General features: G+C 60.5%; 13 protein-coding genes. 3 read left to right on the top strand and 10 right to left on the bottom strand.

Translation table 11 applies throughout. The features are described from left to right. Nucleotides 1-171: 171 nt before the first annotated feature. The gene (locus L9059_RS23860) at nt 172-4,683 is read right to left on the bottom strand and encodes a hemagglutinin repeat-containing protein (protein ID WP_247293344.1); all 4,512 of its coding nucleotides are present in this window, start codon (nt 4,681-4,683) and stop codon (nt 172-174) included. Nucleotides 4,684-4,772: 89 nt separating this feature from the next. Next, nucleotides 4,773-6,497, bottom strand: a complete 1,725-nt coding sequence (locus L9059_RS23855) for a ShlB/FhaC/HecB family hemolysin secretion/activation protein (RefSeq protein ID WP_247293343.1) — start codon at nt 6,495-6,497, stop codon at nt 4,773-4,775. A gap of 298 nt (nt 6,498-6,795) precedes the next feature. Here L9059_RS23855 and L9059_RS23850 point away from each other — a divergent pair, with 298 nt between their 5' ends. Together L9059_RS23850 and L9059_RS23845 are read left to right on the top strand one after the other, a co-directional pair. Then, nucleotides 6,796-7,914, top strand: a complete 1,119-nt coding sequence (locus L9059_RS23850; protein ID WP_247293342.1) for an HlyD family secretion protein — start codon at nt 6,796-6,798, stop codon at nt 7,912-7,914. Next, nucleotides 7,911-9,503 (top strand): DHA2 family efflux MFS transporter permease subunit, encoded by a 1,593-nt coding sequence (locus L9059_RS23845; RefSeq protein ID WP_247293341.1) that lies wholly within the window; start codon nt 7,911-7,913, stop codon nt 9,501-9,503. Before L9059_RS23850 ends, L9059_RS23845 begins: the two co-directional genes overlap by 4 nt. Before the next feature lie 346 nt (nt 9,504-9,849). Here the strand turns inward: L9059_RS23845 and L9059_RS23840 are convergent, their stop codons facing one another. The 4 genes from L9059_RS23840 to L9059_RS23825 form a co-directional block, all read right to left on the bottom strand. Then, nucleotides 9,850-10,290, bottom strand: coding sequence for a carboxymuconolactone decarboxylase family protein (locus tag L9059_RS23840; protein ID WP_122838694.1), 441 nt, complete (start codon nt 10,288-10,290; stop codon nt 9,850-9,852). 173 nt (nt 10,291-10,463) lie between these two features. Beyond that, nucleotides 10,464-11,912 (bottom strand): mechanosensitive ion channel family protein, encoded by a 1,449-nt coding sequence (locus tag L9059_RS23835; RefSeq protein ID WP_247293340.1) that lies wholly within the window; start codon nt 11,910-11,912, stop codon nt 10,464-10,466. Nucleotides 11,913-12,091: 179 nt separating this feature from the next. Beyond that, the gene (ycaC, locus tag L9059_RS23830) at nt 12,092-12,718 is read right to left on the bottom strand and encodes an isochorismate family cysteine hydrolase YcaC (RefSeq protein ID WP_247293339.1); all 627 of its coding nucleotides are present in this window, start codon (nt 12,716-12,718) and stop codon (nt 12,092-12,094) included. A gap of 127 nt (nt 12,719-12,845) precedes the next feature. Further along, on the bottom strand, nt 12,846-13,712 hold the full coding sequence (locus tag L9059_RS23825; protein ID WP_247293338.1) for a pirin family protein: 867 nt from the start codon (nt 13,710-13,712) through the stop codon (nt 12,846-12,848). Between the two features lie 104 nt (nt 13,713-13,816). Here L9059_RS23825 and L9059_RS23820 point away from each other — a divergent pair, with 104 nt between their 5' ends. After that, a complete protein-coding gene (locus L9059_RS23820) occupies nt 13,817-14,725 on the top strand; it encodes a LysR substrate-binding domain-containing protein (protein WP_247293337.1) in 909 nt (302 codons plus the stop codon). A gap of 97 nt (nt 14,726-14,822) precedes the next feature. Here the strand turns inward: L9059_RS23820 and L9059_RS23815 are convergent, their stop codons facing one another. From L9059_RS23815 to L9059_RS23800, 4 genes are all read right to left on the bottom strand, one after another. Beyond that, nucleotides 14,823-17,957 (bottom strand): transporter substrate-binding domain-containing protein, encoded by a 3,135-nt coding sequence (locus L9059_RS23815; RefSeq protein ID WP_247293336.1) that lies wholly within the window; start codon nt 17,955-17,957, stop codon nt 14,823-14,825. A 93-nt stretch (nt 17,958-18,050) separates the two neighbouring features. After that, nucleotides 18,051-18,677, bottom strand: a complete 627-nt coding sequence (locus tag L9059_RS23810) for a response regulator transcription factor (RefSeq protein WP_247293335.1) — start codon at nt 18,675-18,677, stop codon at nt 18,051-18,053. Between the two features lie 110 nt (nt 18,678-18,787). Beyond that, a complete protein-coding gene (locus tag L9059_RS23805; protein WP_247293334.1) occupies nt 18,788-19,201 on the bottom strand; it encodes an ANTAR domain-containing protein in 414 nt (137 codons plus the stop codon). Between the two features lie 113 nt (nt 19,202-19,314). After that, a complete protein-coding gene (locus L9059_RS23800) occupies nt 19,315-20,523 on the bottom strand; it encodes an EAL domain-containing response regulator (RefSeq protein ID WP_247293333.1) in 1,209 nt (402 codons plus the stop codon). Nucleotides 20,524-20,632: the final 109 nt, after the last annotated feature.

Raw genomic sequence — 20,632 nt, 5'->3', positions numbered from 1 at the left:
AAATTAACGTTATAATACTAGCTTTTGCTTTAAGCTTGCAGTACTTCCAATTGTGCCCTTTAAACTCACTTACTCCCATTCTCAGGCAGGATACAGGTGAGGTTCTGGACGACATCCCTGTCCTTTCAAGCTCCGTCATCACCAGCAATTTTCGCTCCCGCAAGTTGCTGTTTAGAGCTTGCCCTCGTCAACGCCTGCCTGCAGCGAATCGGTATCGAATCGGCTGCCGACACTCACCGGGCCGAAGTTAAGGGTTTGCAGATCGCTGCTGGACACGTCCGGCTTGGTGACGCCGCCGGCCGGTTTTTGTGGCAGTTCCAAGCCAGCCTTGATCCGATGATCGAGGTTGCTCAAGGGCGTGGTGCCGACGTTGGAGTCACCCAGGTCAACGCGGCCCTCTGGGGAGGCGATGCGAGCACCTGTGAGTTGCGTCGCGCCGCCCACGGCGAGGTTCACGCCCTGGATGCCGTTGATGCCGGAGGCCTGGCCAACGCTGTCCTTGTAGGCATACTCGCCGTCAAACTTGAAGGTCGGCTTGTAATCGAAGGCCTTGGGGGCCACGTTTGTCGCGACGCTGTCGGGTTGGACCGGCGCGGGTTTGTTGCCGGTGAGGCCCAGGTCAACATCGAAGCGTTTGTGGTTCAACTGATCCTGCCGGCTTTGCACCGTCAGGTCACCGCCCACTTTGCCATTGACCGTGCCGGCATCCATCCGCGCACCTGCCAGTTGCACATCACCGGCGCTGTCCAGTTCCACGCGGTCGGCCTTGGTCAGGCTGTTCTGCGAGGTGCTGCTGCGCAGGTTGTCGATGCCCACCTTGGCCAGGCCATTGAAGCCATAGTCATTGGAGGCGACGCCCGCTGGATCGGCGGCGGTCGGCGTGCTGCCGCTGAGGTTGCCACCACCCTTGAGCTCGACGTTCCAGTTGTCGCGGCTTTTGCTCGACAGGGCCGATTCGAGATTGACCCCGCCCTCCCCAGCATCAAAACGCACGTCCGGTGCAGTGGGTTGAGTGCCTTGCAGATGGATCGATTCGCCCGCCAGGGTGATCCGTTCCTGGCTGGTTATCTGCCCGCCCGCCAGGGTACGGGTGGTTTCATTGACCCGGCCAGCGTTCAGGTTGGCGTTGAACAGGCCCTTCTTCTCGTCAGTCATCTCGCTGCTGGTTTTGCTGCCGCCCAGGTTCAGGCCGCCACCCAGGTTGAGCCCGCGAGTCTGTTCGGTGTCGGTGGCGGCTTGCAGGTCGAGTTTGCCGTTGCTGATCAGCTCAATCGGTGCCGGTGTATCGATGACTGTCCCTTGATGAACCTGATCGCCCCCGCTGCTCAACTGCACCGGACCGGTTGCCTTGATACTGGCGACGCGGGCCTTGCTGCTGTCGGTGCTGGCATTTTTGTAATCCAGTTGGGCGCCGCCGCCGATGTCAATGTTGGTGCCCTCCGCTCCCGGATAGGTGCCGCCTTTGACCCAGGCACTGCCGCGCAGGCTGGCGTTCTCGTTGAGTTCACGGTCGTTGGCCTGGTTCATCGCCAATGTGCCGCCGGTCTCGACCTTGACCCCGGCCTTGCCACCGTCGAACTCGCTGCCTTCGAATCGGCCGTTACCGCCAAGCTCGACATTCACACCCTGGTTGCCGGCATAGCGCCCGACGACCGCGGTGGATGTCTCTTTGTGCACGCGACTGCTGCCGCCTTCGCCGTTGGCGGTGAGGTTTACGTCTTCGCCGGTGGTGGTGTAGACCCGCGCGTCGACCTTGGCATCCACCGCCGAGTCAGTCCGGTTGTGGGTGTTGCCGGCCGCTTCGGCGATCAACTGCTCGGCGCTGATGTTCAAACGGCCGTTGTTTGTCTCCCAGCGCGTACCCTGGTCCCGTAGCGTGCCTTTGACGTTGAGGTCCAGCCCGTCACCGCTGAATTGGCTGACCAGCGCGTTGCTGTTGTGCTCCTCGAAACCGGCGCTTTTATGGCCCACGCCAAGGTCGATCCCAAGGTTGGGCTTGCCAAGATTGCCCAACGCTTCGACGTCCGGCATTTTTCCGGTGAGCACATCCTTGATGGCGCCGATAACGGGGCGGGCTATGTTTTTGTATTCAACGTTAATACCAGCGTCGACTATGGAGTTGTTTTCCGAGTGAGTGGTGCTGTCGGTGTTTTGCGCCACCCGGTTTTCCACTTCATCGGCCGTAACGTTCACACCTTTTTTGCCAGTGACCTGTGCGCCTTCGGTGACTAACTTGTCGGCATTGATGTTGACCTGGCCGCTGCCCTCAACCGAGGCGGTCTGGGCGGTGTTTTTGCTGGTGGTGTCCTTCGACGCCGAATGTCCGATTTCCGAGCCACTGCCCAGGCGGTCAAGGCCGCCGGTGACGTAGATACCGCCCCCGGTGGTGCTCTTTTCTGTCGAAGTGTCGAGAATATCCTTCTCAGCCAGTAGTTGGACGGTCTTGCCGCTGAGGTCCACGTCGCCTTTGGTGGCTTTAAGCTCGGCGCCTTTGACCTTCAGGTCACCCCCTGCGTTGACATGCAGTTCGGCGCCGCTGAGGCTCGATTTTTCATGGTGGGTTTCATCGCGGCGCTCGTTCTTTTCGTTAGCCGCGTAGCGCACACCGGCGCGATATTGCCCGGCGCCCGGTGCATTTTCCTTGGCATAGGCGTCGAAGCCGCGGTCCTTGCTGATGTCGGTGCGGCTGGTCTTGTCCTGCGCCGAGTGCACATTCACGTCTTCCTGGGCATTGGCAGTGAGGGTGCCACCGGCCTTGAGCGTCGAACCCACTACCTCGATGTCCTTGCGACTCCTGACGGTGAGGTTGCTGTCGGAGCTCAACTTGCTGCGCAGGGTGGTGCTGTCGTCGCTACCGTGGCGAGACTCCTTTTGCACAATGCCGAGGAATTTGTTGTCCTTGTTGTAGGTTGAGGACCGGGAGGTCTGCTCCACCCCATCGACGACCAGCGATCCAACGTCGCTAATGACCGCCGCATCGGTCGCACCGCGCGCCTGACTGCCGGTCACCTGCACGTCGTCGGCCTGGATGATCAGACGCCCCGATGCGTTGATGGCGCTGCCCTGGTGCCAGGTGCCCAACTGGTCTTCCTGGCCCTTCTTGCCGAAAAACGCCCCACCGACCAGATCACCGCGGTAACGGTCGTCCTTCTTGCTGTTGGTACGGCTGGTGGTGGTGATTTCCACCCGCTGGGCGGCGAGCTGGATGTCGTGGTCACTGTCCAGCTTGGCCCCTTCAGTGCGCAACAGATTCCCGGCCTTCAAGGTGATGTTGTCACCCTGCAGCTCGGAGATCACGCTGCTCTGTGCTTCTTCGCGGGTTTCCCAGTTTTCCTTCCAGAGGAACTTGCGGTGCTTGCTTTCGTGGGTATCCGTAACACTGTCGGTGGCGGCGGTGAGGCGCAGGTTGCCGGCACTTTGCGCCTGCAGTTGCTGCCCGGCCTTGATTTTCGAGGCCTTGATTTCCATGTCGGCACCTGACGACAGATGCACATCGCGGCTGCCCGTGAGCCGATTGCCGTGGTGACGCAGTTCGCGGTGGGTCTGCTTCTCCTCGAAGGTTGCCCAGGTAATACCGAGCTTCTTGTTCTGGGAGTCGTTGTCTGTTTTATGAATCAAGCGACTTTCAACGGTCGTCAGTGTCAGGTTGCGCCCCGCATGGGCCTGCACGTCCCGGCCGGACACATCCGTGGCAGCCAGGCTCAGGTCATCGCCGCTGTACAGGCCGACATCGCCCTGGGTACTGCGCAGGCTTGCCCGAGTGAATACGTACTTGTCGCCCACTACGCCACCGCTAATGGTCAGGTCGCCCGCAGAACGAATCTGCACGCCGTCACGACCTTCGACCTGGACCGCACCCACCCGAACGCCAGCACCTTCTGCGGTGCTGATAATGTTGATGCGCCCGGCCTGCATCGCGCCGAACAGTTTTGCATCGATTCGCTTGTCAGCGCTGAAACCGGTGGGATCAACGTAGGTCACCTGACCGCTGGGGTAATCCACCGAGTTGCGACCGACCGTGACGTTCAACTGATCCCGGGCGGCGATCTTGCCCTGGCTGTCGATGCGTGGCGCAATCAGGTTGATCGAGCCTTCTCGGTTGTGCAGGCCGGCCCCCTTAATCTCCAGCTCCCCGCCGACGTTGCGGGTGCTCAAGGCGTGCAGTTGGCCGTCGATCACTTCCGGACGCCCGACCACCAGGTGCGCGTTGGGCGTATTGATAAAGCCCCCGCCGTTGACCGAAAGGCCGTTGGGGTTGGCCAGTACGTAATCGGCGGCGCGACCGAATATTTCCTGTGTGCCGTTGATGGTCGAGGCATTGCGGCTGATCACCTCGTTGAGAATCACACTCGCGGCCTGGCCCTGGAACTGCGGGTTGGCAGCCAGTTGCCCGGCCAGTTGCGAGACGCCGCCCTGCAACGCATTGTTTAACACCAGGCCCTGGCGGTCGACGTTGTAATCGAGGAACTGGTTATGGGAAAGGCCAGCACCGTTGGGCGCAACGATATCGATGATGGGTACGCCGTTCTGGTTTTGCAACTGGGCAACGCCCCCGGGCCCGGGAGCTACCACGACCCCCGAGGCCAGTACATTGGGTAGGGGGGCAACCAGCAGCAGGCTGGCAATCGCCCAGCGCAGTTGGCCTCTTGGCGATAGATGAAATGCAAATCTTTGTGCAGGCATAAAACCTCTTATTTCAGGTGCAATGTCGCGGCGCGCAGGAAGGACTGCCGAGGCTGGCGCGCACAGGACCATCGGCAGGTTTGTGGTGCTCAGAGCTGCAATCCGACACGCATCAGCCACACCGCAGGCTCGGTCCTGAAACCGTCGGGCGTGTTGAGGCTGCGTTGGTAATCGACATCCACTTGCAGGTTTTTCCAGGCGAAGTTGACCCCCAGGCCAGCGCCATTGAGACGTTGGCTGGGGGCATCGCGAAGGGGTTTGATCCAGCCGCTGTCCAGGCTCAAGCGCGGAGTGATGCGCAGCGCTTGATCGGTGTTCAGTGGCAGGCGCAGGGTGTTGCGCCAGACGGCGCCACTGGCCCCGGATGCGCTGTTGAGCCGATAGCCGCGCACCGCAGCGTCGTCGGTGCCCAGCAGTTGTTCGATGGCGGGCAGCGGGTCGGGGCTGTATTGCACGTTGAGCTGGCTCTGCCACTGCCAGGCCTGTTGCCCGAGCTGGCCGTTACGCCACTGCCCGAGACCGACGCGGTACTTGCGAAACTGGGCCCTGGGTTGGCGTTTGTGCTGGCGATCCGCGTCATCATCCGCGCCGAACCAGCGCAAGCCCTGGGCGTAGTTGACGTCCAGGTTCCACACCGCGCTGTCGAGCCAGTACAGGTTAAGCCCCGCTTCGGCCACGGTCAGGGTCGGGCTCTGGATGGCCAGTCGGACGTCTTCCAGGTAGCTGTCGACATTCTTGTGCGCCAGTTGCAGGTTGGCGCTGAGCAGTTGGTTCTGGCCACGCCACAACACCCGATCGGCCCGCAGGGCAAGCTGATCGGTGGTGCCGCTGCTGTGCAGGCGCAGCGAACCGATTTTGAACGGCGCCCGGTATTGGGCATGACTGGCGAATACGCTCCAGGTCCAGTAACCGTAAGGCACGGCGTAGTACAGGCTGGCGCTGCGGCTGAAGCGGTCGCCCTGGTTCAGGGTGTCGCTGAAACCCAGGCTCAGCACATCGTTTAATTGCAGTGGAGAATCGACCACCAGGCTCAGGTGACTGCGGTCGCGACCGGTGCGTGCGCCGCCGAGATTGTCCTGGCCCAGGTTCAATGCCCATCGTGACTGGCCGCTGGTGCGTGAGCGCAGGACGATCCGCGAAGCGCCGGGCTGCCCACCGGGGACGATGTCGGCGCTCAGGTCGAAGGAGCGCAGGCGGTTCAACTGGTCCAGCCCCTGCTCCAGATCCCGCAGGTTCAGGGCCTTGCCGAGCATCCCCGGAAATGCCCCGCCGAGGGCGATCGGCAGGCTCTGATCCGCCAGTTCGATAGACTCGATGTAACCTTCGTCCACCAGGATATCCAGCGACTGCCCCGCTTCAGGCGGGGCGCTCAGGTAGGGCCGACTGGCGATGTAGCCGGCTTGCACGTAGAGCTCAGTGATCGCCGCCAGTAACCGATTGATCTGGCCAGGCCCCATGCACGACACCACCAACGGGGTGATTTGCCGGTCGAGGGTCTGCCGGTCGATCAGCGTCGTACCGCCGACGCGCACTCCGGACAAAGGCCAGCAACGCTCATCGGCTGTGACCTCAGCGGCCGTTTTCCGAGCATCTGGCCCTAGGCCCAGGCTGCCGCGTTCCAGTTGCCGACTGCGCTGTTCCAACTGCAACTGCTGCAGGTCGCGCTGTTGCTGTTGCTGCTGGCGCAAGACCTCCTGCCCGGGCGCAGCAAATTCGGCCGCATACAACGGCGACACGCAGAGCCCCAATAGCAATGCCGGCAGGGGCGAATTTGGGCGGGGATGACGAGGTACAGCGCGAATGAAATTCGGCACCTGACTTCCTGACGGTTCTGAAAAGGCGTGGTGCCGTTTCGTCTATGTTTTTCATCGTCAGGGGGCCGCTCGGGCTTATGCAATATCGCGATTACACTTCTTAAACACATCTAATATTTTGTATAACCTGACCTGTCTGCCCCACATTTTTCCTTCCGGTTTCCTACATCTTCTCCACGAATTCCCCTACGCGTCGCTGCGCTCATCTGACGGTCGGTAGGAAAAAGAAATTGCCTGAAAATATTACATATATCATATTATGCTCGTAATAATAGTTCGTAGCCCACAGGTGTTTCCCATGACCCGCATGCCCAGTCCCGATCCCAAAGTTGCTGTGAAAGCGCAATCCAGGTCTCCCCTGCTCAAGCGCCTGGCGCTGCTGACGGCAGTCATCGCCGTCCTGATTGCCGTTGGTTTTTACGCTTCACATTGGTGGACCAGCGGGCGCTTTATCGAGGACACCGACGATGCATATATCGGTGCCGATGTGACGGTGATCGGTCCCAAGGTCGCGGGCTACATAGAGGAAGTGCTGGTCACCGACAACCAGAAGGTCAAGGCCGGTGACGCACTGATCCGCCTCGATTCCCGGGACTACCGCGCCCGCCTGGCCAAGGCTGAAGGCGCAGTCGCCGCCGAAGAAGCCTTGCTCGCCAACCTCGACGCCACCGAACAATTGCAGCACGCCGTGATCGGCCAGGCGCGCGCAGGAATCGATGCCACCCATGCCGAAACCGCCCGCTCGCGTGATGACAACGTGCGCTACAAACGTCTGGTGGGCAGCAACGCGGTCTCGGTGGAAAGTGCTCAACGCGTGGATGCCACTTACAAGACCGCGCAAGCCTTGAGCGCCCGGGCCCAGGCTGAACTGCTGGCCGCGCAACGCCAGCTCAACGTCATCGCCACCCAGAAGCAACAAGCCCGTGCCGCCCTGGTCCAGGCCCGGGCCGAGCGCGATCTGGCGCAACTGGACGTGGGCTACACCGAGTTGAAAGCGCCGGTGGATGGCGTGGTGGGCAATCGCCGGGCGCGGGTCGGCGCGTTCGCCCAGGCAGGTTCGCAATTGCTCTCGGTGGTGCCCGCCAGCGGCCTGTGGGTGGATGCCAATTTCAAGGAAGACCAGTTGGCGCGCATGAGCCCCGGTCAGCGGGTGATTATTCACGCGGACGTGCTCTCGGGCCGTGAATTCCACGGCCGTCTGGGCAGCCTGGCGCCGGCCAGCGGCGCGCAGTTCAGCGTGCTGCCTCCGGAGAACGCCACCGGCAACTTCACCAAGATCGTGCAGCGGGTGCCGGTGCGCATCCTGCTCGATCCGGCAGATGGCGTGCTCGGCCATCTACGTCCAGGGCTGTCGGTCACCGCCGAGGTGGACACCCGTGCCGAACCCGCAGCGCCAGCCGTGGTCAGTGCACCATGAGCCGCACGCTCGCCGCCCCCGCGCAGCCGTTCGATGCCGCCACGATGAGCACGGCGACCAGGGTCTTCGCCTTCGCCAGCATGTGCATCGGCATGTTCATCGCCTTGCTGGATATCCAGATCGTCTCGGCATCGTTGCGCGACATCGGCGGCGGGCTGTCTGCCGGAACAGACGAAACCGCCTGGGTGCAGACCAGTTACCTGATCGCCGAGATCATCGTCATCCCGTTGTCGGGCTGGCTGTCCCGGGTGTTCTCGACCCGCTGGCTGTTCAGCGCATCGGCCGTGGGCTTCACCCTGGCCAGCCTGTTGTGCGGCTTGGCCTGGAACATTCAGAGCATGATCGCCTTCCGTGCCCTGCAAGGCTTTCTCGGCGGCTCGATGATTCCGCTGGTGTTTACCACCGCGTTCTTTTTCTTCACCGGCAAACAACGGGTGATCGCAGCGGCCACCATCGGCGCGGTCGCGTCCCTGGCCCCCACCTTGGGCCCAGTGATTGGCGGCTACATCACCGATATTTCATCCTGGCACTGGCTGTTTTACATCAACCTGGTTCCGGGCATATTCGTTGCGGTGGCCGTGCCCCTGCTGGTGAAAATCGACCAGCCTGAACTGTCACTGCTCAAAGGCGCCGACTACCTGAGCATGCTGTTCCTCGCCCTGTTTCTTGGCTGCCTGCAATACACCCTCGAAGAAGGTCCGCGCTGGAACTGGTTCAGCGACTCCACCATCCTCACCACCGCTTGGATCAGCGGCCTGTCGGGCCTGGCCTTCATCGGCCGGACCCTGCATGTGGCCAATCCGATCGTCGACCTGCGCGCCCTGAAAGACCGCAACTTTGCCCTCGGTTGTTTCTTCTCGTTCGTCACTGGCATCGGCCTGTTCGCCACTATCTACCTGACACCGCTGTTTCTCGGCCGGGTGCGCGGGTATGGCGCGCTGGATATCGGCCTGGCGGTGTTCTCCACCGGCGTGTTTCAGGTCCTGGCCATTGCGCTGTACGCCTTCCTGGCCAATCGCATCGACCTGCGCTGGATCATGATGGCTGGCCTGGGCCTGTTCGCGCTGTCGATGTGGGACTTCAGCCCAATCACCCATGACTGGGGAGCCAAGGAGTTGATGCTGCCCCAAGCCCTGCGCGGCATCGCCCAGCAACTGGCCGTGCCCCCCGCCGTGACCTTGACCCTCGGCGGCCTGGCCCCGGCACGCCTCCAACATGCCTCGGGCCTGTTCAACCTGATGCGCAACCTCGGCGGCGCCATCGGCATCGCCGCCTGCGCCACCATCCTCAACGACCGCACCAACCTGCACTTCACGCGCCTGGCGGAAAACCTCAACAGCACAAATGAGGCGTTGAATCAGTGGTTGTCCCAGGTCGGTCACAACGTTGCCGCTTTGGGCCAAAGTGGTGACATTGGCGTGACGGCCAGCCTTCGGCAACTGTGGCTGCTGACGTACCGGGAAGCGCAGACGCAGGCGTACGGGGATGCGTTTTTGATGATCATGCTGTGTTTTGTGATTGCGACGGCGATGGTGCCGTTGATGCGCAAGGTGCAACCGCCGCCGACGCCTTCGGCGGATGGGCATTGATCAGTTGGAATACATGCGGGGTATTTGCATCTTGGGGGCGATCACAAAAAAGCCCCCGCACTTCAAGCAGTGTGGGGGCTTCTAAGATTCAGTTCCACTGTCGGCAAAGCTGTGGACAAGTGTCTTGCAGCTATTCTTAGACACCCTCCGTTTCAGGAGCGAGCTTGCTCGCGAAAAGCCTCAACGATAACGCGTGAAGCCTGGATGAGCGCGGTGTCTATCGGTTCTTCGCGAGCAAGCTCGCTCCTACAAAAAGCCTTACCAGCATTGCATCTGAGTGGGCTTTTGCATTGAGCAGTTTGGGTCCTGGCGGCGAATCAGACTGGCTGTCTGTTTAAAACGTTGCTCAGTCCTGCGGCATCTTGCGAAAGCCTACCGCCAGGCGGTTCCAGCTGTTGATCGTGGTAATCGCCACCGTCAGGTCGACCATTTCCTTCGCGCTGAATTCGGCGGCCAGTTGTTCGTAGTCCTCATCTGGCGCGTGGGTCTGGCTCAGCAGGGTCAGGGATTCGGTCCAGGCCAGTGCGGCGCGTTCTCGCGGGGTGAAGAACGGGGTTTCGCGCCAGGCCGACAGCGTGTACAGCCGGCGCTCGGCTTCGCCGCCTTTGCGCGCATCGGCACTGTGCATGTCCAGGCAGAAGGCGCAGCCGTTGATTTGCGAGGTGCGCAGCTTGACCAGTTCGATCAGGGTCTTTTCCAGCGGCAGTTTCGAGACAGCGGTTTCCAAAGCGATCATGGCTTTGAGTGCGTCTGGGGAAGCGGTGTAGAAATCGATGCGAGGTTTCATGACGGGCTCCGGGGACAAGTGAATGTAGAGCTACGTTAAACCCGGCGCTGGTTTACTTAAATAGCCAATATTGCAGAAGTCGGGTAAGCCAATGGTGGATTGCGGTGGGGCTGATGGCCGCTTTGCGAGCAAGCCCGCCTCCACAGGAAACAGGGTTGCCCGTAGTGCACTGACTAGCTCTCGCTGCGCCGCCGCAGCCATTGCAGGAATCCCTTTTTCTCCAGCACCTGGGGCGTTTCCTGAGTGAGGGTTCGGGCTTTGTTCAGGCGCAAATCCAGCAGCGCCGTCATGGCTTCGCTGATGTCGTGGCGCGTATCGAGGCAGGGTTTCAGGTAGTCCTTTTCGATGCGGTACAGACTGCAGAAGGTCTTGGCGGTGAAGTCCGCCGGCAGCGCGGTATCGGAGAGGATGCCGCCTTCGCCGATCACTTCACCCGGGCCCATGCGCCCGGACTCGAACTTGACGCCCTCACGGCTCAGCTCGACGGATACTACGCCGGATTCGATGATGAACAGATGGTCGCTGACCTCCCCTGCCGGGAGGATCATTTCACCGGCACGGAAGTTCTGCAGCTTCATGTTCTGGCTGAAGGTTTCCTTTTCATCCTGACGCAAGGTCGAGAAGAGGGTCGAACTGTCCAGCAATGCCAGTGGCCGCGACAGGCCGGCCGGGGCATTGGATTCGACGTTCGACAGCAGGCTCACACCTGACGCCTGCAAATGGCGGAACGCCAGGTCGAACAGCTGATTACGCACCATGCGTTTCTGATCCATCGACGCAACGAAGCCGCTGATCTCGTATTCCACTCCTGCGGCACTGGAGCCTTTGAGCGCGACGCTCGGCGCCGGTTTGGACAACAGATAGCGGCAGCCTTGCATGGCCCGTTCCAGTGAATCGATAACTTTTTGCGGTCGCGCGCGCGGGCTCAGTTGCAGGCTGATCGAGACCCCGAACATGTCAGTGGGTCGGCTGAAATTGATAATTTTGGCCTTGGCCGCCAGCGAGTTGGGAATCACCGCCATGCTGCCCTGGGAGGTCTGCAGGCGGGTAGCACGCCAGTCGATGTCAGTCACCCGGCCTTCGGTGCCGTCAATGGAAATCCAGTCATCCAGTTGATAGGGTTTGGTGGTATTGAGGACAATCCCGGAGAACACGTCGCTCAAGGTGCTTTGCAGTGCCAGGCCGACGATGATCGCCAGGGCGCCGGAAGTTGCCAGGACGCCCTTGACCGGCAAATCCAGGACGTAGGCCAGGGCGGCAATGATTGCGATAAGGAAAATCACGGCGCCAAGCAGATCCTGAAGCAGGCGCCCGGTGTGCCCCACCCGCTGCATCATCACGGCGCCGATCAATACCGTCAGGGTGCGCGCACCGAATAGCCACCAGCCGATCTGCAAGCCGGTTGCCGCCAGGTGCAACGGCACGTTGTCGGCCCAGGGGGCGGGTTCCAGCGGGTTCAGGCCTTCGTTGAACAACAGGACGCTGAACAGCGAGAAGATCACCAGCCGCACCATCAGTTTCCAGTTGCTGCCGTTGGCACTGATCAGCCGCCACAGTCCCAGGTCGATAAGGATCAGGACCAGCGCACAGAACAACGGGTGATCGGTGAGCAATGACAGCATCGAGCGGCTCCGGCAATGTACGAATGGGCGCAGTGTAGGAGCAAATGAGGTCTTGGGGACAAGCAGAAATACCGTGGGAGCAGCGGTGCGACTTGCTCGCGAATGCGTTCCGACAGTCAATGAAGTGTGATTGACAGGACGCATTCGCGAGCAAGACCGCCCCCACAGGGGGGCCCGGCTTACTTGTTGTTGGTCAGCGTGTTGTAGCTGGTCATCAGGTTGCGGTAGTCCGGGATGTGGTTGGAGAACAGAGTCGCCAGGCCTTCCACATCGTTGCGCCAGTCGCGGTGTAGCTCGCAGGCCAGGCCGAACCAGGTCATCAGCTGGGCGCCGGAGGACGACATGCGGTCCCAGGCCGATTGCCGGGTCAGTTCGTTGAACGTGCCGGAGGCGTCAGTCACCACGAAGACTTCAAAGCCTTCAGCCAGGGCCGACAGCGCCGGGAATGCCACGCACACTTCGGTCACCACACCGGCAATGATCAACTGCTTCTTGCCGGTCGCCTTGATCGCCTTGACGAAATCTTCGTTGTCCCAGGCGTTGATCTGGCCAGGACGAGCGATATAGGGCGCGTCGGGGAACAGCGCCTTGAGTTCTGGCACCAGCGGGCCGTTCGGACCGGTTTCGAAGCTGGTGGTCAGGATGGTCGGCAGCTTGAAGTACTTGGCCAGGTCGGCCAGCGCCAGCACGTTGTTCTTGAAACGATCCGGGTCAATGTCGCGCACCAGCGACAGCAGGCCTGCCTGATGATCCACCAATAGAACCGCAGCGTTATCCTTGTCGAGACGTTTGTAGGAAGTAGTCATGGGGTAATCCTCGCTATTTATCGATGCCGATCAGGCCGGCGCAGTGATTTCGGTTTTTTCGTTTAAATCGCGGCCAGGCAAGCGTAGTCACACGAGCTGGCCGCGCCACAGCGGTGCAGCAATCAGTTCAACCGCTCATCCGGCCAAAGTGGCCCGATTGAAAGTCGGCAAAGGCCTGGTGGATTTCCTGCTCGCTGTTCATCACGAACGGTCCATGGCCGACGATGGGTTCGTCGATGGGCTCGCCGCTGAGCAGCAACACCACCGCGTCGTTTTTAGCCTCCAGGCTGAGCTGGTGACCCTCGCGTCCAAGCAGTACAAGCTGCCCTTCTCGCACGAGTTCCTGGCCGTTGACCTGAACCGTGCCGCGCAATACCACCAACGCCGTGTTACGACCTTCGTGCAGGTCCAGAGTCAACGACTTGCCACCGTTGAGGCGTAGGTCCCAGACGTCGATCGGGGTGAAGGTGCGCGCCGGGCCGGTGTGGCCCTCGAACTCCCCAGCGATCAGGCGCAGGCTTCCGGCATCGTCCTTAAGCGCAATGGTCGGAATGTCTGCGTCTAGAATCGTCTGGTAACTGGCGTCGGCCATTTTGTCCCTGGCCGGCAGGTTGACCCATAGCTGCACCATTTCCAGGGTTCCGCCGCTTTTGGCAAAGCCTTCGGAATGAAACTCTTCGTGGACAATCCCCGAGGCGGCGGTCATCCATTGCACGTCTCCCGGGCCAATTTTGCCGCCACTGCCAGTGGAGTCACGGTGTTCAAGTTCGCCCTTGTAGACGATGGTCACGGTTTCAAAGCCGCGGTGCGGATGCTGACCTACGCCACGGCGTGCTGTAGTCGGGCTGAATTCAGCCGGGCCGGCGTGATCCAGCAGCAGAAACGGGCTTATGTGCTTGCCCAGGTTGTCGTAGGAAAACAGTGTGCGGACCGGAAAACCGTCACCAACCCAATGACTGCGCGGGCTGGTGTAAATACCGATGATGTTTTTCATAAGGCCTCCGAATCTGTGGTTTGTCGCCATGGATAAAGCTTAAAACCGAAGCCTTTGGTGCGATAGACTGCAAAAAACAGTCGCAGCGTTCTATTTGGAGAACGATGGTGGAAGATCTCAACACCCTTTATTACTTCACCCAAGTGGTGGAGCATGGTGGCTTCGCTGCGGCCGGGCGGGCGCTGGACATGCCCAAGTCCAAGCTCAGCCGGCGCATCGCCGAGCTAGAAGAGCGCCTGGGTGTGCGCCTGCTGCATCGCACCAGCCGGCATTGTTCGCTGACCGAAATCGGCCAGGCGTATTACCTGCGTTGCCTGGCCATGCGGGTGGAAGCGGAAAGCGCCGCCGAACTGATTGAGCGCAATCGCTCCGAACCCCAGGGCCTGGTGCGCATCAGTTGCCCGACCGCCCTGCTCAATTCCTGGGTCGGGCCGATGCTGACCCGCTTCATGCTCAAGTACCCGCTGGTGGAGTTGTTCATCGAGAGTACCAATCGCCGGGTCGACCTGATTCACGAGGGCTTCGACATCGCCCTGCGCGTGCGTTTCCCGCCGCTGGAAAACACAGACATGGTGATGAAGGTGCTGGGCAACAGCACTCAGTGCCTGGTGGGCAGCCCGGCCTTTGCCGAACGCCTGTCATCCCCTGCCACGCCGGCAGACCTCAGCGGCTTGCCGAGCGTGCACTGGGGCGCGGCGCAGCGCGACTATCAGTGGGAGCTGTTTGGCGCAGAGGGCGCCAGCGCATTGATCCGGCATGCGCCACGCATGGTCACGGACGACTTGTTGGCACTGCGCCACGCGGTGCTGGCAGGCGTCGGCGTGGCGCATCTGCCCAGTGTCGTGGTGCGCGAAGACATTGCCGCCGGGCACCTGGTGGAACTGGTACCGGGGTGGGCGCCGAAGTGCGGGATCGTCCACGCGATTTTTCCGTCACGTCGCGGGTTGCTGCCGTCGGTACGGGCGTTGATTGATTTTCTTGGGGAAGAGTTCAGTCATGCGGATATTGCTTAGGGGGTTTTCGTTATTGGGGTTAGGGGGATTGAGGCAGTCTTTGAAAGATCGCAGCTTCGTTTCACTCGACCGCTCCTACGCAGCTCCTGCACGGTTCCTACCCGAGGCTGAGTTCCAGGCGCTTCATTGCCTGCTGCAACTGATCGACAGATTCGTCGATCCGGTGTTGACTGCCATCGCGACACGCCTCCTCCAGCTGTTCGCAGCGCTCGACCAGATTGGCCGCCCGGACCATCTGCGCCCCGCCCTTAATCCGGTGCGCCAACACTCGCAGGGCCTGATGATCGCTGCGGGCATGGGCGTCGAGCAGTTCGTTGCGATCAATGCGGTTGGTCACTACAACATCCTGCAGCAGTTGCTCGATCAACTCTCGATCGGCACCCACAAACTGTTCCAGGCCTCGCAGGTCGATTTCGGCATTGTCGGGAACGTCTACGACGGCGGGCGTTACGCCAAACCTCGACACCAACCAAGCATTTAGGTCGCCCAGGCTGATGGGCTTGAACAGGCAGTCATCCATGCCTGCCTCCAGGCAACGTGCCCTCTCCTCGGGCTGAGCATTGGCAGTAAACCCGAGAATCAGGATCGGCTCCACGGCATGGACGCGCTCTTCATCACGTATGGCCCCCGCCAGTTCGTACCCGCTAAGCAGCGGCATGTTGCAGTCGGTTATGACCACGTCAAACTCGTGGTCGCGCCATTGCCTGAGCCCCACCTCGCCATCCTCGGCCACGAGCACCTGGTGACCCAGGTAGCCCAACTGGCGCGAGAGCAGCAGGCGATTAGCCGGGTAATCGTCGACCACCAGGATGCGCAACGCCCGGGTCGGGGCCTGCATCACACTGGCAATATCACTGCAGAGCAACGGTCGCAACTCCAACAACTCGAGACGGATTACAATCGTGGTTCCGCGCCCCAGCAAACTGTCGAGCAGCAGTTGCCCGCCCATCCTTTCGCACAATGTACGGCTGATCACCAGCCCCAATCCGGAACCCTGGCGCCCCGACTGCGGATTATTGCCGGCCTGCACGAACGGGCTGAACAGGCGCTTCTGATCGAACTCGCTGATGCCGATACCGCTGTCTTCGATGAGCACGCTCACCGACAGATGTCCGTCGCGAGCAGGCTCCACCCGCAGCGCCAGGCTCACGCCACCTTGATGCGTGAACTTGATGGCGTTGCTCAGGAGGTTGGACAGGACCTGTTTAAACCGCGTCGGATCGATCATCACATCGCAGTCGCTGCGCGGGTCCAGCTCGACCTGCCACTTCAGGTTCTTCTGCCGGGCCAGTCCTTCAAAAATTTGGCACACCGACTCGACCAGCCTGCGCAGATTGGCTCGTTCGGGCATCAGCGAAAGATGCCCGGACTCGATCCGTGCGATGTCCAGGATGTCGCCGATCAAACCCAGGAGCTGTTGCGCCGCCGTGGACGCCACCTCGATCGCCGAGCGGTCGATGACACCCTGCTCCGCGCGCTTGAGCGCCAGTTCGAGCATGCCGATCATGGCATTCATCGGGGTCCGAATTTCATGGCTCATGGTTGCCAGGAACGTCGTCTTCGCCCGATTCGCATCGTCGGCGGCGTCTTTGGCTTCCTGTAGCTGTTGCAGCAGATGCTGGCGCTGGCGAATCTGCCGGCGCTGCCAGACGATCCACGCCAGCGCCACCAACAGCAATGCCCCCGCGGCCGTGAACCCCTGGAGAATATCCTGGCGATGGCGCAGCCAATAGCTGGGTTCGACAATCAAGTCGTTGCGCCAATATTGAGTCATGTCTTCGATTTCTTCCGGCGAAATGCTGAGCAGCGCCTTGTCCAGAATCGAGTGCAGTTCCGGGGAGTCAAGACCCGTGGCGAGGGTGGCGCGGGCAGGGTCGGCACCCACGGTGCTGGTGACTTTCAATCGCCCGGGGAATTGCCGGGAAATCATGTAACGGGCACCAATCAGCGAGTTGATACCACCCTCGGCTTGACCCCGATCAACCATGGACATGGCCTCTGCCGTCAGAGGCGCGATAAGCAATTTGATTTGTGGGTAATGCTGGCGAATATAATCGATGGTGCTGTTGCCCTGGGTAATGGCCAGCGTTTTGCCGGCCATCTCGTCCAGGGTCGCGGGGCTCCATGGAGCATCACGAACCACCAGGACATTAGGGCTGGTCATGAATGAGCGGGTGAATTGCAGATCGGCTTCGCGCTCGCTGCTGGGGCTGATACCGCCGATCAGGTCGACCTCACCGGACTTGATCTGCTCGATCATTTTGGCCACCGCATTAAGCGGCTTGGCATCGAATTTCAATCCGGTGCGAACACTGATCTTGCTCAGAACATCAGCGGTAATACCACGAAATTCGCCATCGCCGCCGATGAAGGATATCGGCATGATATTTCCATTGATCGCGACGTTCAGGCGCGGGTGAGCGTCGAGCCAACGCTGCTCGGCCACCGTGAAGTGCAGCGGTTGGGTGCCGACGACGGAAGGCCCGCTGGCGCCCCATCGATGCAGGATATTCAATCGTTCATCTATTGGCACCGCCGCTAATGCGCGGTTGACGACACGCTGTAACCGCACGTTGTCGTGCTTCATGGCAAATGCGAAGCGCCCGGACTCCAGCTGGGAAAAATCCGCCAATTGCACGTTGTTGATGTAGTTTTCGCTGATCAGGTAATGGGTGCTGATGGCATCGCCGAGGTAAACGTCGGCATGACTGAATGCCACGGCCCCCACGCCTCCCAGCGTCGAGGGGAAGAGTTCCACCTGCGCATTGGGGTAAAAACCCTGCACGGTTTTCTCTGGCAGGTAGTGATACAGCATCGCCAACCGCTTGCCGACCAACTGCGGATCCAGTGGCTGCGACAACCCCAGCCGTGTCACCAGTACCGGTTGATCCACCGCGTAGGCGCTGGACATGCGCAATTGCCGGTCCTGCGCCTCATAGCGGTTGGCCGTGCCCAGCAGATCGGCGGTCCCCTCCTTGATGGCCCGTACCGCTTCTTCGCGGGATGGATAGCGCTGAACTTCGATCTCTATGCCCAACAACTGTTTCAGCAACCCGGCGTAGTCGGCAGTCAGGCCTTCCAGCGAGTTGCCCGTGGTGGTGATGTCGAAGGGCGGATAGTCCGGCCCCGAGACCGCGAGCACCAATCGCCCCTTCTGCCTGAGCCAACCCGCATCGCTAGCCGACAACCCGGCGCTATAGCCTGCGACTTCGGAGCGACACAACAAGGTCATTGTTTGCGGCTGCGCCCAAGCCAAACTGATCCAGAGCCACTGGCCTAGTAAAAATGCCGCAACCAGGCAACGCGGGGGCCAGGAGTTGCTCATTCAAATCAGACGGTTGCGCAGAGCAAAATCCCTCAGGTACACCGACGACTTGACGTCCAGTTTTTCAATCAGGCGCGTCTTGTAGGTGCTGACGGTCTTGTGGCTCAAGTGCAGGGTTGCGGCGATTTCCTTGTTAGATATGCCATTGGCCAAGTAGCGCAAAATAGTCAGCTCACGATCAGAGAGCTGGCTTATCCGTTGCCCCTCACTGCGCTGCAATACGCTGAGTGCCACCGAGTTCGAAACGAGCTGGGCGAACAAGGTGTAACCGGCCATAACCGCATGTATGGCTTTATGCAAATCCTGCAGATCATTCGACTTGGGCACGTAGGCCGAGGCACCGGCGCGGATGCAGCGGTCCTGATAATGCATGGCCTCCTGGGAAGTAAATACCACTACCCGGCACCGCGCCCCACTGTCATGTATCCGTGCGAGTACCTCCAGCCCATCCAGCGTTGGCAAGGAAAGATCCAGCACCAGCAGTTCCGGTTGATGTTCGCGAATCATAAGCATGACTTCGTTGCCACAACTGGCCTCGTAGATTCGGTGAAAACCTTCCTGGCGGAGTACGATTTTGACTGCGGCGCGAACCACCGGATGATCGTCCACAATCAGCGCTGACTTCATGACAACTCCATGTACAAAAACACGACGATTGAGCAGAGAATGCTCACGGGACAGGCCCGGATCAAACGCAACAGCTGCGCGAAAATTCTGACATGGGCACTGCGGTGAAACTACCTGACAGAAATGACAGTTCCGACGGACGGTAGGCGACGATCGACCAGTGCCATCAGGCGGCTAATTGATGCCAGATCCGGCAATGATGTGTGGCTGACCTGGATCTTCTGTTGCTCGCAGGCGGGAATCGGCGGCAACTTTGCGCGCTGACCTTCGTAAATGAAGGCGTGACGAACCTGGGCGTTAAAACGAAAGAAATCCAGCAGGTTCAAAGCATCGCCTGCCATGGAAGCGTTGATCACCACCAGGTCGAACGGCTCGCAGCCGTAGTCGACCAACGTCAGCAATTCCTCAAGGCAGTGAACAGGTGCGATCCGGTAATAGTTGAGCTGATTGAACAGCCGTTCGATTCTCATGCGCTGAAAATGCTGCTCGTCGGCAATCAGGATACGTAAAGCTTTGTTCGGCAACGTAAGCCCCCAGCAGGGTGTGAAGTTCGAGATGGCGCAAGGCTACGCATGAGCTGTGGGGCTTTCTGTAGGACTTTTCCTAAACTCCCACCCCATTTGTCCGGACTTAGGCATCAGCGACCATCCGGGGATTCTCCACGCAGCTGCAACCAGCCCAGCAAATCTTCGCCACTCATGGGGCGTGCATACCAGTAGCCCTGCCCCTGAATGCAGCCGAGCGACATCAGGCGCAGGCGCTGCGCGTCGGTCTCGATGCCTTCGATGACGACCGACATGCCCAGGCTGTCCCCCAGCGCCAGGGTACTGCTGATGGCCGCCCGACAGCGCGGTTCGTGTTCCAGGCTGCGGACAAATTCGGCGTCGAGCTTGATCTCGTTGAAAGGCAACTGACAGAGGCGTTGCAGTGAAGAAAAACCGGCACCGAAGTCGTCGATGGACAACCGACAGCCCATCATTCGCAGGCGTACCAGGTTCTCCAGGCTGGTGGCAGGCGCTTCCAGCAAACCGCTTTCAGTGAGTTCGAAGGTCAGTCCGGTCCCCGGTGCGCCATGGCGGATGAGGATACGTCGGATGCTGGCCGTCAGTTCACTGTCGACCAGTTGCGCGGCTTGCAGGTTAAACGCCATGTTCAGGGCAAAACCCCTGCTTGCCGCGGCCTGCTGGAGGATCAGCGCCTGCTCCAGCTGGGCGAATAGCAGCTGGTGCATCTGCCCGTGCCTCTCCAGTATCGGCAGGTACACCGCCGGGGATAGTACCCCCCTGTCCGGGTGCAGCCAGCGGCTTAGTACCTCGACGCCACAGACCTGGCCGGTGTGCAGATTGAATTTGGGCTGGTACCAGGACTGGATCTGCCCCAAGGCAAGCGCCCCGCACACCTCCTCCTCGCAGGCCAGGAACAAAGGCGCTGCCATCGCGGGTTTGACCACCGGCAAAGGGTTGAGGTGTTTGTCGAGCAACTCGCGCAACACCTGCGGGTGCAGCGGCTTACCGACATCCCCCAGCAACTCGAGCCCCAGCAGGGAGACGATCTGGTGCACCGCCCGCCGCAGATCCGCCGACAGCGAACTGCTGATGATGATCGACTTGACCTGCCTGCTGGCCCCCAGCCGGCGAAAGAACTCCAGACCGTCCATGCCCTCCATCTGCAAATCGCACAGGGCGATGTCCACCGGTCCGACTTCGTGCAAGACCGCCAGCGCCTGCGCTCCATCGCAAGCTTCGAACACCTCGCAACAGCCTGCCTGCTTGAACATGCTCACGGCCACGGAGCGTTGAAAGGCATGGTCTTCGAGTATCAGAATGCGCAGTGGCGGGCAGGTCATGTCATCTGAACTCGTCTTGTAAGGGAAGACGATTATCCAGAATGAGCGGTGAATACTATTTAGGAAATTTCCCAAACCTCGTAGGAAATTTCCCAAATTTCTTATTAGT

The sequence above is a fragment of the Pseudomonas violetae genome (assembly GCF_023072615.1).
In the GTDB taxonomy this organism is placed as follows: Bacteria; Pseudomonadota; Gammaproteobacteria; order Pseudomonadales; family Pseudomonadaceae; genus Aquipseudomonas; species Aquipseudomonas violetae.
The sequence above is the reverse complement of the archived record's forward strand: the minus strand, read 5'-3'. Positions and strand labels throughout refer to the sequence as shown.